Origin of the sequence: Gordonia sp. CNJ-863, from assembly GCF_001942325.1 — a bacterium.
Taxonomy (GTDB): domain Bacteria; phylum Actinomycetota; class Actinomycetes; order Mycobacteriales; family Mycobacteriaceae; genus Gordonia; species Gordonia alkanivorans.
In genome coordinates, this window is sequence record NZ_MKKG01000066.1 from 14,570 (window position 1) to 30,334 (window position 15,765).

Annotated in this window: 10 protein-coding genes; 2 read left to right on the forward strand and 8 right to left on the reverse strand. The window is 70.3% G+C overall.

Features of this window, described 5'->3' with window-relative positions; translation table 11 throughout:
* Positions 1 to 8 precede the first annotated feature (8 nt).
* From BJF87_RS21820 to BJF87_RS21830, 3 genes are read right to left on the reverse strand one after another with little or no spacing between them, the layout of a single operon-like run.
* On the reverse strand, positions 9 to 1,088 hold the full coding sequence (locus tag BJF87_RS21820; RefSeq protein WP_006360075.1) for a TrkA family potassium uptake protein: 1,080 nt from the start codon (positions 1,086 to 1,088) through the stop codon (positions 9 to 11).
* Between the two features lie 60 nt (positions 1,089 to 1,148).
* Positions 1,149 to 4,544 (reverse strand): ATP-dependent helicase, encoded by a 3,396-nt coding sequence (locus tag BJF87_RS21825; protein WP_075863899.1) that lies wholly within the window; start codon positions 4,542 to 4,544, stop codon positions 1,149 to 1,151.
* Positions 4,537 to 7,836, reverse strand: a complete 3,300-nt coding sequence (locus tag BJF87_RS21830; RefSeq protein ID WP_075863900.1) for an ATP-dependent DNA helicase — start codon at positions 7,834 to 7,836, stop codon at positions 4,537 to 4,539. Before BJF87_RS21830 ends, BJF87_RS21825 begins: the two co-directional genes overlap by 8 nt.
* Before the next feature lie 200 nt (positions 7,837 to 8,036).
* On the opposite strand from BJF87_RS21830, the gene BJF87_RS21835 reads away from it, so the two are divergent.
* Positions 8,037 to 8,822, forward strand: a complete 786-nt coding sequence (locus BJF87_RS21835) for an alpha/beta hydrolase (protein WP_075863901.1) — start codon at positions 8,037 to 8,039, stop codon at positions 8,820 to 8,822.
* Between the two features lie 7 nt (positions 8,823 to 8,829).
* Positions 8,830 to 9,129, forward strand: coding sequence for an MGMT family protein (locus BJF87_RS21840; protein ID WP_006360079.1), 300 nt, complete (start codon positions 8,830 to 8,832; stop codon positions 9,127 to 9,129).
* A 10-nt stretch (positions 9,130 to 9,139) separates the two neighbouring features.
* Here BJF87_RS21840 and BJF87_RS21845 read toward each other — a convergent pair whose 3' ends face one another.
* From BJF87_RS21845 to BJF87_RS21865, 5 genes are read right to left on the reverse strand one after another with little or no spacing between them, the layout of a single operon-like run.
* Positions 9,140 to 9,883, reverse strand: coding sequence for a sirohydrochlorin chelatase (locus BJF87_RS21845; protein WP_075863902.1), 744 nt, complete (start codon positions 9,881 to 9,883; stop codon positions 9,140 to 9,142).
* A 36-nt stretch (positions 9,884 to 9,919) separates the two neighbouring features.
* Positions 9,920 to 11,110 carry a uroporphyrinogen-III synthase gene (locus BJF87_RS21850; protein WP_006360081.1) on the reverse strand — a complete coding sequence of 397 codons (1,191 nt, stop codon included), beginning with the start codon at positions 11,108 to 11,110 and terminating at the stop codon, positions 9,920 to 9,922.
* Complete coding sequence (locus BJF87_RS21855) at positions 11,107 to 11,517, reverse strand: nitrite reductase (NAD(P)H) small subunit (RefSeq protein ID WP_006360082.1); 411 nt, start codon at positions 11,515 to 11,517, stop codon at positions 11,107 to 11,109. The genes BJF87_RS21850 and BJF87_RS21855 overlap by 4 nt, the downstream gene beginning before the upstream one ends.
* A complete protein-coding gene (gene nirB / locus BJF87_RS21860; protein WP_075863903.1) occupies positions 11,514 to 14,096 on the reverse strand; it encodes a nitrite reductase large subunit NirB in 2,583 nt (860 codons plus the stop codon). The genes BJF87_RS21855 and nirB overlap by 4 nt, the downstream gene beginning before the upstream one ends.
* A gap of 50 nt (positions 14,097 to 14,146) precedes the next feature.
* A complete protein-coding gene (locus tag BJF87_RS21865; RefSeq protein ID WP_075863904.1) occupies positions 14,147 to 15,610 on the reverse strand; it encodes a NarK/NasA family nitrate transporter in 1,464 nt (487 codons plus the stop codon).
* Between the last annotated feature and the right edge of the window lie 155 nt (positions 15,611 to 15,765).

A 15,765-nucleotide genomic window follows, 5' to 3' on the forward strand; every position in this document is an offset into this window, starting at 1 on the left:
TCCGGGGCTCAGTCGTCGCCGGGACTCTTGCGGACGTACAGCAGCCGATCGCCGACCTCGATCTGTTCGACCTCGCTGTCGTCGACGCGGTGCAGCACCCCGTTGCGGACGACGCCGAGCACGATGTCGCGGGTGTGGGCGGGCGAGCCGCCGGTCTCCGTCGGGTCGACCTCGCGTTCGGCGATGGCGTAACCCGCATCGGGAGTGAGGAGATCCTCGATCACCTCGACCACCGACGGGGTCATCGTCGCGATGCCGAGCAGACGCCCGGCCGTCTCCGAGGACACCACCACCGAGTTCGCGCCCGACTGCCGCATGAGGTGGGTGTTCTCCGACTCCCGGATCGACGCCACGATCTTGGCCCGCGGGTTGATCTCGCGTGCGGTGAGAGTCGCCAGGACGGCGGTGTCGTCGCGACTGGTGGCGACCACGATGCTCGCGGCGTGGGCGACACCGGCGAGGCGCAGCACGTCGGACTTGGTGGCGTCGCCCCGGACCGTGACCAGCCCGTTGGAGGCGGCCGACTCCAGCACGGTCGGATCGGAGTCGACGACCACGATCTCGGATGGCTTGATGCCGTCGCCGCGCATGGCGTCGACCGCGGTGCGGCCCTTGGTGCCGTAGCCGATGACGACGGTGTGATTGCGCACGGAATTCCTCCAACGCTGGATCTTGAGCGCCTGCCGGGACCGTTCGGTGAGCACCTCGAGGGTGGTGCCGATCAGCACGATCAGGAACAGCACACGCAGCGGCGTGATGATGATGATGTTGATGAAGCGGGCGAAGGGACTGATCGGCGTGATGTCGCCGTAGCCGGTCGTCGACAGGGTGACCGCCGAGTAGTACAGCGCGTCCAGATAGGACAGCTCGCTGTTCTGCGCGTCCCGATATCCCTCACGATCGAGCCAGACGACCACCGAGGTGAAGAACAGCGCGAGACATGCCCAGAGCACGCGGCGTCCGATCGCGCGGGCGGGGCTCTGCTGCAGCTCGGGGATACGGACGACGCCGACCAGTGCATGGTCGGGCCGGTTGGCCAGTTCGGCGTCTGATCCGAAGCGGCCGCGGAAGCGGTTACGCACTGCCACGCTTGCGCTCCTGGAGTTCGCTCACACGCTGAAATGTAACCCACCCGGCGGCGCGAGGGCTCATTTGGCGAGCTTGGCGGCGAGCGTGGCCTCGTCGGGCAGGTCGTCGGCCTCCAGGGTGTGTCCGTCACGCACGTAGTGGAAGGCTGCGTGCACCTTCTCCACCGGCACACCGGCCAGCTGCGCCCAGGCGATCCGGTAGGCGGCCAGCTGGATGAACAGCGATTCCCGTTTCGCCGGTTCTGGTACGACGCCGGTCTTCCAGTCGACGACCGTCCACGACCCGTCCTTCTCGGCGAAGACCGCGTCGATGCGGCCGCGCACGACGATGCCGCCGATCACGGTCTCGAACGGCACCTCCACCTCCGTGGGGCTGCGGTTGGCCCAGCGCGAGGCGAGGAAAGCGTCGCGGAGCGCGTCGAGATCGGCGTCGGGGCTGGCCGTGGCGTCGGCGGCGCCCGGCAGTTCGTCGATGTCGAGCAGCCGGGTCGCGCCGAACCAGCGTTCCACCCAGGCGTGGAATGCGGTGCCGCGCCGCGCCATCGGGTTGGGCCGGAAAGGTGTGGGTCGGCGGAGCCGGCGCGCGAACTCGGCCTCGTCGGCGTCGAGTTCGACGAGCTGGCTGACCGAGAGGTGCGTCGGCAGCGTCACCTCGACGAGCGCCTGGTTGGCCTGATGGTGTTCGGCCAGCAGGGCCGACACCTCCGCCTCCCACGCCGCCACCTCGTCCTCCGGGTCCGGCGGCATCGGCAGCATCTCCGGACCGTCCGAGGCGTCCGGCGCCTCGAACAGCGCGGGCGCCTCGCGGGCGGTGATGGCGTCGAGGACGAGGTCTGCGGCCGCCTGCACCGCGTCGCGCCGGCCGGCGAGCGGATCACGCGGCCATGGCTGCGCCACAACGCGTTCGGCAAGCGGATTGGTCGCATCCTCGGCGGGCGGCGGGTTGCGCACCGCGATCGACAGGCCGGTCGAGTCGACGGCCGGATCGGTGATCGCCTCGTCGATGGCGACCATCAGCTCGTCGAAGAAATCCGAGCCGCCGCGCGGCTTGTCGCCGGTTTCCGACCAGTGGTGGGCGGAGATCAGCAGGTCGTGCCGTGCGCGGGTGAGGGCGACGTAGAGCAGGCGCCGATCCTCCTCGAGGCGTCGTTCGCCGATCGCCGCCTTGTGGTCGGACAGGGCGTCCTCGAGTTGCTTGCGGTCGCCGACGGTGTCGATCTTCAGCAGCGGGAAGCCCTCGGGCGTGCCGTCGGCCGACTCGGCCGGGATCGCGAGGTCGCCGCGCAGGTCGGCGGGCAGCTCGCGCGCGCTGCCCAGCCACGTGGTGTCGGCCTTGGCGCTCGGGAAGATGCCCTTGGCCAGGTGCGGGATCGCCACGACGTCCCATTCCAGCCCCTTGGCCGCGTGCACGGTGAGGATCTGCACGCGCTGTTCGGCGACCTCGATCTTGCCGGGTTCGAGACCTTTCTCGATGGACTCGGCGGCGTCGAGGAACGCCAGCAGCCCAGGCAGATTCGCGCCGGGACGATCGGCGTAGTGGCTGACGTAGTCGGCGAAGGCGTCGAGGTGTTCACGACCGGTGATCGCACCGCGCATGCGCCGGGCCCGGATCTGCGCCTCGACCCCCACGCCGATGGTGTTCTCCACATCGGCGACGAGTTCGGGCAGTGGTTGTCCGATGCGGCGGCGAAGGGATTCGAGCTGCGCGCCGAACGCCCGGATGCGGGCGTATCCCTCCGGGCTGTAGTCGGTCGGATCACCCGGATCGACGACGGCGTCGGCGATTCCGGCGCGATCGACGATCTCGGTGGGCAGCACCGCGTCGAGCGCGGCGTCGAGTTGCTCGCGGCTGGTGACGACGCCACCCGCCTCCGCGTAACTCTCGGCGGCGAGCGTGGTGGCCCGGCGCCACAGGGCGGCAAGGTCTTTGGCCCCCAGGCGCCAGCGGGCGCCGGTGAGGAGCCGCATGACCGCGGTGCCGGCCATCGGGTCGGCCATCACGCGCAGGGTCGCGACGATGTCCTCGATCTCCGGGACGTGCAGCAACCCGCCGATACCGACGACCTCGGTGGGGATGCCGCGGCTCTCCAGCTCCGCGGCCAGCGGAGCCGAATCCTCGTTGCGCCGCACCAGGATCGCCGTGGTCGGCGGTGCCTCACCGGCGGTCTCGGCCGCACGATAGCGCCGCTCGACCGCGTCGGCGATCCAGTTCCGTTCGTCGAGAACGGTCTCGGTGAGGGCGATGGTCGCGGTGCCGTGAGGAGCGTCGGGGCGGGGTCGCAGGATGGAGACCGGGATGCCGCGGCGCCGCAGTTCCTCCGAGATCTGGTTGGCCAGGCGGAGGCCCTGCGCCGCGTTGCGCCAGCTCGTGAGGAGCTCGCGACGTTCGGCGGGCGTGCCGTCGGGGCGGGGGAAGTCCCGGGCGAATCGCGGCAGATTCGCCGCCGACGCGCCGCGCCAGCCGTAGATCGACTGGATCGGGTCACCGACCGCGGTGACGGCGACCGACTCACGCGACGGGTCGTGGCCGCCGAACAGGGTCGACAGCAAGACGCGCTGCGAGTGTCCGGTGTCCTGGTACTCGTCGAGGAGGACCGCGCGGAACGCCGTGCGCTCGGCGGACACGACCTCCGGGTTGGACACGACGAGCTTTGCGGCGAGTGACATCTGGCTGCCGAAGTCGAGTGAGGACTGCGCCCGCATCGTCTCGCCGAGGGCGATGACCATCGGGATCAGTTCGCGCCGTTCGTCGATGACCTCCTTGACCTTCAGCAGCGCCTGCGTCGGCTTGTCGCGCTGCTTGGGTCCTTTCGGCAGGGTGTCGATGAGCTCGTACAGTCGCGACCCCGCCTCGGTGAGATCGTCGATGTCGACGAGATGTTCGGACATCTCGCCGTACAGCTTGAGGACCGACTCGGTGACGCCGGCGGGAACCTTCTTGGTGTTCAGCTCCCCCGGCCACGACGAGACGAGCGAGAAGGCGAGCTGCCACAGTTCGGTCTCGGTGAGCAGCGTCGACGACGGTTCGACGGGCAGCAGCAGACCGTAGTCGGCGATCAGCCGGCCGGCGTAGGCGTGATAGGTGCTGACCTCGGGGTCCGCGCCGCGCAAGCGCGCGGCCAGCGTCCCGTCCGGGTCCCAGGTCCGCAGTGCGGGCGCGCCCGACAACATGGACAGGCGACGCCGGATGCGTGCGCCGAGCTCGCTGGCGGCCTTGCGCGTGAAAGTGAGTCCGAGGATCTCGTCGGGGGCCACGACCTGGTTGGCGACGAGCCACACCACCCGCGAGGCCATCGTCTCGGTCTTGCCCGCACCGGCACCGGCGACGACGAGCATCGGTTCGACCGGCGCCTCGATGACCGCGACCTGTTCCGGGGTCGGGTCGGGAAGGCCGAGCGCCGCGGCCAGCGATTTCGCGCCGATCAGCGTCCGGCCGGTCGTCGGTGCGCTAGTCATCGGTCACCGCCTTTCCGGGGATCTTCGCGGGGCAGCTGGTGGTGAGGTTGCAGTGCACGCAGCCCGGGTTGGGTGTCGCGTGGAAGGTCGGGCCGATGCTCGCCCGCGCGGCCCGGCGCACGACGCCGATCCACTCGTCGAGCATCTCCGGTGTCAGCGGCGACTGGACACGTTCGGCCGCACCGGAATTGCGGTTCGCGGTGGACACGTAGACCAGACGTGCGCCACCCGGCGGGACATCTCCGAACTGCGGCACTCCCCCGTGGGCCAGCGCGACCTGATAGGCCGCCATCTGGGCGTGCTCGTCGGCCTCGGCCTTGGTGATCGCGTTCTTCGACGTCTTGACGTCGACCACCACCGGGCGTCCGGCCGAGTCGGTCTCGAGGCGGTCGACGCGGCCGCGCAGACGCACGTCGGGTGCATCCGCGGAGTCGGGATCACCGGTGGGACCGCCGGGAACGGTTGCGTCGACCGGCAATTCGACACCCACCTCCTCGAGGTCGGCACGAGAGATCCGCAGCCAGTCGCGGAAGTGGCCGAGCATGCTCTCGGCGCGTTCGAGTTCCCGGGCCGAGTACCAGCCCGCACCGGTGTCGACCCGGTCCCAGATCCCGCGCAGCGCCGCGGTCACCTCGGCCGGATCCAGCTGTCCCGCAACGGCCTGCACGAGCGTGTGGACCAGGCTTCCGGTGAGCGCGGGCGTACCGTCACCGTCTCGGCCGCCGTTCCGTTCCAGCACCCAACGCAGCGAACACCGGTTCAACGCCTCGACATTCGACGGCGACAGCACGACGGGTCCGGTGTCCGGCGTCCACAGCGGCGCGTCGGTGCTGGGTTCGGCGAGCCCGAACCAGTCGCGCGGGTGGGCGCCGGGGATGTCGGAGTCGGCGAGTTCGGCGAGCAGGCGGGCGGCGGCCCGGGTCCGGTCATCGGGCTCGTGGGCACCGCCCATGACCACCGAACGCAGGGTCGCGACCAGTGACGGGAGCGACAGCACGCGGTCCACGCCGGGGTCGAGCCGGAGCTCGGCCTGGGGCGCTTCGTCGTCGGGATCGTCGACGAGATCGGCCAGTTCGGTGAGGAAGCGGGACGGCGAGGCGTCGCCGCTGCCGTCCTCCACCGCCGTGACGAGGAGCCTGCTGCGTGCACGCGTGCAGGCGACCAGGAACAGCCGCCGCTCGTCGGCCAGTGCGGTGGCGCCGCGCGCGACGGTGTCGACCGCGCCGGCGTCCATTCCGTCGAGGATGTCGACCAGCGCGCCGGTGGAGAGCACGCCACCCCGGCTGCGTAGCGACGGCCACAGCCCGTCCTGGACCCCGGCGACCGCGACGACCTCCCACTCCCGGCCCACCGCGGCGTGCGCCGACAGAACGGTCACCGATTCGCTTGCCGCCGTGGCGGTTCGGCTGTCACGCGGAATCTGCAGCTGGGAGAGGTAGTGGACGAATCCGGCCGGACCGGCGGCGGGCAGGGTGTCGGCGAAGTTGGCCGCCGCCTCGAACATCGCCATCACGGCATCGAGGTCGCGGTCGGCCTGCTCCCCGGCCGGGCCGCCCCGGACCGCCGACGCCGCCCAGCGTCGTTCCAGACCGGTGGCCTGCCAGGCCGCCCACAGCGTCTCCTCGACGCCGCGGCCGGCATCATGTGCCCGCTGCCCGGCGGCCACGACGTCGAGTACGCGGGCCAGCGGCGCCGCCTCGGTCTCGGTCAGGGCACGGCGGTACCGCGCACCGAGCTCGGGGTCGAGGAGTGCGCGGGTGAGCGAGGTCAGCGAATCCGGTTGAGCCGTCGGGTCGTTCTTCTCGTCGAGGCGTCGGATGCCACGCCGCAGGCGTCGCATCGCGCCGGGATCGGCCGCTCCCACCGGGCCGGACAGCAACGTGAGCGTGTCCTCGGTGGTGAACAGCTCCCGCTGCGGGGTCGCCTCGCTCCGCGTCGACGGGTCCTCGCGGCGGGCGGCGACCACGCGCAGCACCAGCATCAGCGCGATCACCGCACGCTGGCGGTGCAGCGGCAGGTCGCTGGCCGGGGTGGTCACCGGGACACCCGCCGACCGGAACGCGCGCCGCAGCGGAGGCAGGGCGAGGGACACCGACCGGACGATCACGGCCATCTGCGACCACGGGACGCCGTCGAACAGGTGCGCGCGGCGCAGCAGATCGGCGATCGCGGTGGCCTCCTTGGCCGCCGAGCCGTACACGCGCACCGCCGCGACGTCGCGTGGCACGCCGGCGGCGGATTCGGTCTGCACCGGTTGCGGATACGCGTGCGGGCGCGCCCCGGGGAGCCGTGCGGCGATCGCACGTCCCAGGCGCGCGAGATCGGGGTGGGAGCGGAAGTCGTGTTCGAGCACGATGTCGCGCTCGGACCCCGCCTCGGCGAGCCCGTCGGCGAAACGTGGGCTGGCCCCACGGAATCCGAAGACCGACTGATCGGTGTCGGCCGCGATGATCGTCGAGGTGGTGCCGGTGCCGACCAGCCGGATCAGCTGTGCCGCCTGCGGATCCAGATGCTGCGCGTCGTCGACGAGCAGGTGACGGATGCGGCGGCGTTCGCCGCTGAGCAGTTCGGGGTCGGTCGCGAAGGCCGACAGCGCCGAACCGATCAGTTCGGCGGCATCGACCGCCGGTGCCGATGCACCGGGCGTCTCGAGTCCGACCGCGCCGCGCAGCAGCATGTTCTGCTCGTACTGGGCGTAGGCACGGGCCGCGGCGGTCCACTCGGGGCGTTTGTGTTCGCGACCCAGCGCCGCGAGTTCTTCCGGGCCGACGCCGCGTTCGGCGGCCCGCATCATCAGGTCGCGCAGGGCCTGCGCGAAGCCGTCGGTGCCGAGTGCCGGCCGTAGATGTGCGGGCCAGTACTCCGCACCGTCCTCGATGTCGCCGGCCAGCAGCTCACGCAGCACGACGTCCTGTTCGGAGCCGGTGATGAGCCGCGGGGGCGGGTTGCCGTGCGCACTCGCCTGGAGGCGCAGGATCGCGAAGGCGTAGGAGTGCACGGTGCGCACGAGGGGTTCGCGGAGCGCTCCGCCCAGCACGCGCCGCCCGGTCGCGTTGGCCGAGAGCACGCGCCGGGTGATCTCCTCGCGCAACGCGACCGCCGCGCGGCGGCTCGAGGCCAGAACCAGGACCGATTCGGGATCGGTCGCGGGATCGAGCAGACGCGCGACGGCCGCGTCGACGATCAGGGCGGTCTTGCCGCTGCCCGGTCCGCCGTGGACCCGGACCGGACGCCACGCCTGCTCCTCCTCGCCGGTCGGGATGCTGTCTGCAGGGTCGATGACCTGCGCGATCGCCGGCGGCCACTCACGGGGACGGTCCGCGGCTCGGGCGCCGCGACGAGCCGTGCGCGCAGGGCGCTGCGCGACGCCTGGGTGCCCGGTTTCCGACTCATGGGCTCCATCGAATCATGCGGCACCGACGACTCCGGCGGCCCGAGGTGTCGGTGCGGGTGGGTCGGGCTCGCGACCCGCGCATACGGCAGGATGGACGGGTGACAGCTCTCAACACGTATGTCTTCGGCGGCGGCTCGGCGGAGGGCGACACGGTCCTCGCGATCCACGGTCTCACCGGCCACGGTCGTCGCTGGGAGCCGCTGGCGCAGAACCTGAACGGTGTCCGCATCGTCGCTCCCGATCTCATCGGCCACGGTCGTTCGCCGTGGCGTCCGCCGTGGAGCATCGAGCATCATGTTCGTGCACTGTCCGCCGTGCTCGACGATCACGTCCCGGCCGGGCGGCCGATCGTCATCGTGGGCCACTCGTTCGGCGGTGCACTGGCGCTACACCTGGCCAACCGCCGGCCGGACGCCGTCAAGGGGCTCGTCCTCCTCGACCCCGCCCAGGGCCTCGACCCCGAGTTCGCGCTCCAGGTCGCCACCGACAGTCTCGACAACTGGGACTACGCGAGCGCCGACGCCGCACGCTCGGCCAAACGCGCCGAGGGCTGGGCGGACGTGCCCGACGACATCCTCGAGGCCGAGCTCACCGAGCACCTCATCCCCCGCCCGCACGGCCGGGTGGGCTGGCGGGTCAGCGCACCCGCGGCCGCCGCGTCGTGGAGCGAGATGGCCAGGCCCGCAGTCCTTCCGCCGCCGGGCGTGCCGACGCACATCGTCGTCGCCGGTCAGGTGCAGCCGCCGTTCGTGCGGCCGGCGTTCCTGGAGGCCTGCGCGAGCGAACGCGGTGACGACGTGACCGTGCACCACGTCGACTGCGCGCACATGGTGCCGTTCCTGGAACCGGAATTGTCCGCGTCGCTGATCCGCTCCCTGCTCTAGGGCCCCGATGGCTGCGATCACCGAGGAGCAGGTGGAAGCCGTCCGCGCCCTGGTCGCGGAGATCCCGGTCGGTCAGGTCAGCACCTACGGCGACCTGGCCGGCGCGGCCGGGTTGTCCAGCCCCCGTATCGTCGGCTGGATCATGCGCACCGACACCGCCGACCTCCCGTGGCATCGGGTCGTCCCCGCGAGCGGCCGTCCCGCACCTCATCTCGCGAACCGTCAGCTCGAACGGCTTGCCGCGGAGGGCGTTCCGATCGTCGGCGGACGAATCCGGTTGCGTGAGTGCCGGTGGGCCATCCCCTAGCGCCGACGGGTCAGACGAGGCGCGGCACCGGGGTTCGTCGGTACGGGCTGATCGCGGCACGCATGCGCGTGACGATGAGGTCGACGATGCGCGGGTCGGGTCCGAGGGGCGCGGCCACCGCGTCGGCGCCGTAGGTCTCGAGCCGCTGGTGGAACAGTCCCGGCGCGAGCAGGTAACTGGCGACCACGACGCGGCGTCCGGTGCGGCGCGCCCTCTCGATCGCCTCGGGCACCGACGGTTGCGCGGTCGTGATGAACCCGACCTCCACGCGGCCGCCGATCAGCGACTCGAGTTGCCGTGCAGCCAGATGCACCTGGCCGCAAGCACTCTGATCCGACGATCCGGCGGCGGCCAGGACCACCGCGTCGCCCGGTTCCCAGCCGGCCTCGGCGAGTCGGAGCCGCGCCACCGCGGCGATCGACGGGTCGGGGCCGAGCGCACGGGTCACGACGGTGTCGGTTCGACCCCCCAGAGCGACGTATTCGGGGATGTCCTTGCGAACGTGGTACCCCGATGCGAGGAAGGCCGGCACCAGGACCGCGGGCTTGTCGAGATCGGCGATCACCTCACTGGGCGTCGGTCCGAGCACGTCGACGAAGGCGGTACGGGTGAGCCCGATCCGCGCGCCAACAGCCTCGGCGATCTCGGCGATCACGTTGACGCCGTGCGGGTTACGGGTGCCGTGGGCGACCAGCACCGGACTGACGTCGCGCAGGCGGTCGCCGTGCGGGAGCCGGACGTGGTTGTCTCGCATGTGTCCTCCCCTGGACCTGGTCATTGTCTTCGGCAGTCATTCGTCTTCGGCGTCGTACTCGAGGTCGACGGCCAGGCGGTAACCGCGTTTGACGACGGTCTGGACCATCTTCGAATCCCCCAGCGCCGCACGGAGTCGCGCGACCGCGACCTCGACGGCGTGGGTGTCGGAACTGTCGCCGGGCAGCACGGCGAGCATCTCCTGCCGCGACACCACCCGACCGGGATTGCGGGCGAGCAGTTTCAACAGCAGCAGGCCCGTCGCCGACAGGTCCTTCAGCTCGCCGTCGACGACGACGGCCTGCCCGCGGATCGCGGTGTCGTGTCCGGCGACTCGCAGCACGTGGGCGCGGCGCGGGAGTTCGTCGGTGATCAGGCGCGCGAGCGCGCCGAGCCGGAACCGGCGCGGATACGTCGTCGGGATCTGCAGCGCCTCCAGCGGACTCGCGGTCACCGATCCCACACACATCACCGGGACCGCGGTGCGCAGTGCGTGCACGAACTGCTGCAGCTTGCCGAGTTCCTTGGCGCGGGTGAGGATCGACGCCGCCGCCGGCGCACTGGTGAAGGTGATCGCGTCGAGGTCACCGCGCAGCACCTGCGCGATCATCTTGTCGATGCGCGCCACGTCGGGATGCATGTTCCAGCGGTAGACCGGGATCGGCACGACCACGGCGCCCGCGGCCCGCAGGACGGTGCAGAAGTCCGGCAGCGGTTCCCATTCGCTCGTCGCGCCGTGCAGCTGGACGGCGATCCGCACACCCTCGACGCCCTCGGCGAGCAGGTGGTCGAGCACCTCCGAGGAGGACTCGCTCTCCGGCGACCACTCCTCGCGCAGTCCCGCGGCGCGGATGGCGCCCTTCGCCTTGGGACCGCGCGCGATCAGCCTGCTCTGCGACAGCGAACGCAGCACGTCCTCGGCGTTGCCCCAGCCGTCGGCCGCCTCGATCCAACCGCGGAAACCGATGCCGGTGGTCGCCACCATGATCTGCGGCGGCGAGGCGATGATCTCCTCGGTCACCCGCTCGAGTTCGGTGTCGTCGACGAGCGGCAGGATGCGAATCGTCGGAGCCTGGACCACCCGGGCACCGCGTCGTTCGAGCAGTGCGGCGAACTCCTCGGCACGACGCGCCGCGGTGATGCCGATGGTGAATCCGGTCAGTGGTAGCGGGTCGGCGGGCAACGGGTCCGGGTCGGTCGGGTCACCGGGAAGATTGATGGCGTTCACGCGGGAAAGAACACCTCGACGATCCGCTCGACGACGCGCACGCCGTAGCTCGGCACGGAGACCGATTCGTCGTCCAGGCAGACGCCGGTCCGCAGTGCGAACACCTGCTTGCCCAGCGGCGAGGCGACCGTCGGCTCGCCGGCGCGGTCCCCGGTGAGTCCGCGCGAGAGGACCGCGGCGCGGCCGAACGGGTCGATGTTGCCGATGGCGTACAGGCGGGAACGGCCGGGTGCGGCCTCGCGGTCGGTCTCGGCGGCCGGCAGGCGGAACAGCGCCGCCTGCTCACCGCGCGGACCGAGCACCGCGACGCCGCGGCCGACGATCAGGTCGTCGATCGGGCAGGCCCGCATCCAACTCCCCTCGACCGTCCCGGGCATCTGCCCGGTCTCGTCTGGTGCGATGGTCATGTCGGCACTCCTTCCTTCACCGGCGCCGCGTCCACAACCGGCCCGGTGTCCGCGTCCGCTCCCGGACGCACCTGCGGCATGTCGAGCAGCACCGGCACCTTACGTTCGTATTCGGCGAACCGGATGGTCGGGTCGACCACGTCGGGTGCGTTCACGAACGACACGAACCTCTTCAACTTGTCCTCGTCGTCGAGCACCGCCGCCCATTCGTCGGTGTACCCGGCCACGTGCCGGGCCATCGCGTCCTCGAGTTCGGCGGCGAGCCCCAGGCTGTCGTCGCAGACGACGGCCTTGAGATGGTCCAGACCGCCGTCGAGCGACTCCAGCCACGGGGCTGTGCGCTGCAGTCGGTCGGCAGTCCGGATGTAGAACATGAGGTACCGATCAATGTAGGCGACCAGCGTGTCGTCATCCACTCCGCTGGCCAGCAGCTGCGCGTGCTTGGGACTCTGACCGCCGTTGCCGCCGACGTAGAGGTTCCAGCCGTTCTCGGTGGCGATGACGCCGACGTCCTTGCCGCGGGCCTCCGCGCATTCGCGGGCGCATCCCGAGACGCCGAACTTGATCTTGTGCGGCGACCGCAGACCCCGGTATCGCTTCTCGAGGAAGACCGCCATGCCGACCGAATCCTGGACGCCGTAGCGGCACCAGGTGGAGCCGACGCAGCTCTTCACCGTGCGAAGGCTCTTGCCGTAGGCGTGACCGGACTCCATCCCGGCGTCGACGAGGCGCCGCCAGATCTCGGGCAGCTGGTCGACGCGGGCGCCGAACAGGTCGATGCGCTGGCCGCCGGTGATCTTGGTGTACAGCCCGTAGTCGCGGGCGATCTCGCCGATGACGATGAGCTGCTCGGGCGTGACCTCGCCGCCCGGCATGCGCGGCACCACCGAGTACGAGCCGTTCTTCTGCATGTTCGCGAGGAAGTGATCGTTGGTGTCCTGCAGGGCGGCCTGCTCGCCGTCGAGAATGTGATCGCTCGACGTGGAGGCGAGGATCGAGGCGACGGTCGGCTTACAGATCTCGCAACCCAGGCCGGTGCCGAAGCGGTCGATGAGTTCGGAGAAGGTCCGGATGCCGGTGACGGCGACGATCTCGAACAGTTCGGCGCGCGACTGGGCGAAGTGATCGCACAGCGACGTGCTGAGCTCGACGCCCGACGCGGAGAGGAGCTGCTTGATGCTCGGCAGGCAGCCGCCGCAGGTGGTGCCGGCCGAGGTGCAGCCCTTGATCGCGGCGATGTCGCAGGCGCCGTCGGCGATGGCCGAGCAGATCGAGCCCTTCGACACCCCGTTGCAGGAGCAGATCTCGGCATCGTCGGGCAGCGCGTCCATGCCGACGCCGGTGCCGCCCTCGGGAGCGATCAGGGCAGCGGGGTCGCCGGGGATCTCGCGACCGACCATCGGCTTGAGCAGCGCGTAGGCCGAGGCATCCCCGACGAGGATGCCGCCGAGCAGGGTCTTCGCGTCGTCGCTGACGACGATCTTGGCGTAGCGGCCCGCGACCGCGTCGTGGTACGTGATCTCGAGCGCGTTCTCCGTGGTCGCGAACGCGTCTCCGAAGCTGGCGACGTCGACACCTAGCAGCTTCAGCTTGGTCGACAGGTCGGCGCCGGGGAAGGTCGACGATCCGCCGAGCAGGCGGTCGGCGACGACCTCGGCCGTCGAATAGCCGGGCGCGACGAGTCCGTAGCAGCGACCCTCGACCGCGGCGACCTCACCGATGGCGAAGATGTGCTCGTCGTCGGTGACGCAGTTCGTGTCGACGAGGACACCGCCGCGCTCCGCTACCGCCAGGCCCGCGTCGCGGGCGAGCTGATCGCGGGGTCGGACACCGGCCGAGAAGACGACCAGCGAGGCGTCGATCAGCGATTCGTCCGAGAGCGTGACACGCAGGCCACCGTTCTCGCCGTCGGCGATCTCCGAGGTGCCGACGCCGGTATGGACCTCGAGACCGAGGTCGGTGACGAGGTTTTTCAGGATCGCCCCGCCGCCGGCGTCGACCTGCATCGGCATGAGCCGCGGTGCGAACTCGACCACATGCGGCTTGAGGCCCATCAGTTTCAGGGCGTTGGCCGCCTCGAGCCCGAGCAGGCCACCGCCGACCACGACGCCCGTCGCACCCGGGCCGGCCGTGTCGGCGGCCGCCCGGATGTCGTCGAGGTCGTCGAGCGTGCGGTAGACGAAACACTTGGAGTTGTCGTGCCCCGGCACCGGCGGCACAAAGGCGTAGGAACCCGTCGCGAGAACGAGTGCGTCGTAGTCGATCTCGCGTCCCGCGGAGGTCACCACCCGACGCAGCGCCCGATCGAGGCCGGTGACGGTCTCCCCCAGATGGGTGACGACGAGATCGTCACCGTCGTAGGTATTGCCGTCCAGCGCGAGCGAATCGCGCTGCCACGCACCGACGTAGGAGGACAGACCCACGCGGTCGTAGGCCGGATCGGCTTCCTCGCTGACGATCTCGACGCGCCACCGGTTGTCGGTGTCACGCTTGCGCATCTCCTGCACGAAGCGGTGGCCGACCATGCCGTGACCCACCACGACGACGGTGTTGCGGCCGGTGCTGGTCTCGCTGCTCATTGTCTACTCCCTGTGCCTTGCCTGTTGATCGGGTTGCGCCGCGGGTGAACTCAGGCCAGCGCTTCCTTGGTGACCGGCTCGCCGGTGCCGGCGGTGGTGCCTGCGGTCTCCGCGACCGGCAGGTCGGTGGTCTCGCCGACGACGATCGGGCGTCGTGCGTAGAACCACCAGGTGACCACCGCGGCCACCACATAGAAGGTGAGGAACACCCAGAATGCCTGCGTCGCCGACTGATTGGACTTGTAGCTGGACCGCAGCACCAGGTTGATGCCGACACCGCCGAGGCCGCCGGCCGCACCGGCGATGCCGATGAGCGCGCCGGACATGCTGCGCGACCAGGTGGACTTGCCGAAGGCGTTCAGACCCGACAGCGTCTGCGCCTTGTGCTCCCAGATCGTCGGGATGATCTTGTAGACCGAACCGTTGGCGATCCCGGAGATCAGGAACAGCAGGATGAAGCCGGTGATGAAGGCCCCGAGGACACCGCCGCTGATCACCTTCCCGTTGGCGTCGGCCGACATACCGGCGATCACGAGGATCGACGCCGACGCGGCCATCGCGATGAAGCAGTACAGCGTCACCTTGCCGCCGCCGATACGGTCGGCGAGCTTGCCGCCGTAGGGGCGGGCCAGCGAGCCGAGAAGCGGTCCGATCCAGGCGATCTGCGCCGCCGCGAGGGCGGGCTTGGAGGCGCCGGCAGAGGTGAAGCTGATGTTGAGGACCTGGCTGAACGCGAAACCGAAACCGATGAACGAGCCGAAGGTGCCGATGTAGAGCAGGCAGATGAGCCAGGTGTCGCGGTAGCGGAGGCAGTCGATCATCGCCTTGCCGCTGGCGGTCTGATGGTCGAGGTTGTCCATGTAGATCGCCGCGCCGATGCCCGCGACCGCAAGTGCCACCAGGTAGATCGCGCAGACGATCTCGGGCTGGTCGGCGAAGAGCCAGATGACCAGCAGTCCGATGACCTGGACGACCGGGACGCCGATGTTGCCGCCGCCGGCGTTGAGGCCCAGCGCCCAGCCCTTGAGTCGCTGCGGGTAGAAGGCGTTGATGTTGGTCATCGAGGAGGCGAAGTTGCCGCCGCCGAAGCCGGTGATGGCCGCGACCGCGAGGAACCAGCCGAACCCGAACTCGCCCGGGTTCATCATCAGCATCATCGTCAGGCCCGTCGGGATGAGGAGCACGATGGCGGAGAAGATGGCCCAGTTGCGTCCACCGAACTTCGCGGTGGCCTGGGTGTAGGGAATGCGCAGGCACGAGCCGACGAGGGTCGCGGTCGCGGCGATGACGAACTTCTGATCCATGCTGATGCCGTACTCGGGACCCATGAACAGGGCCATCACCGAGAACAGCGACCAGATGGAGAAGCCGACGTGTTCGCAGATCACCGACCAGACGAGGTTGCGCTTGGCGATCGCGGCGTTGCCGTTCTCCCAGGCGACGCGATCCTCCGGGTCCCAGTCGGTGATCGTGTGGTCACGCTTGAGCTGTGTTCTGAGGTCTGCGAAGGCCATTCGTCCCCGTCTTCCGATGCTTGGTGGTCACTGCACGAGCAGTGCGGGCTGTCTTCTCGACACGACAGCGAACTGTCATATCGGACGCCGACACCTGTGTCGTGCGACTGAGACCAAGCATCCCGGGGGCGTGTTGCGCGGATTTTCCGCGAGGT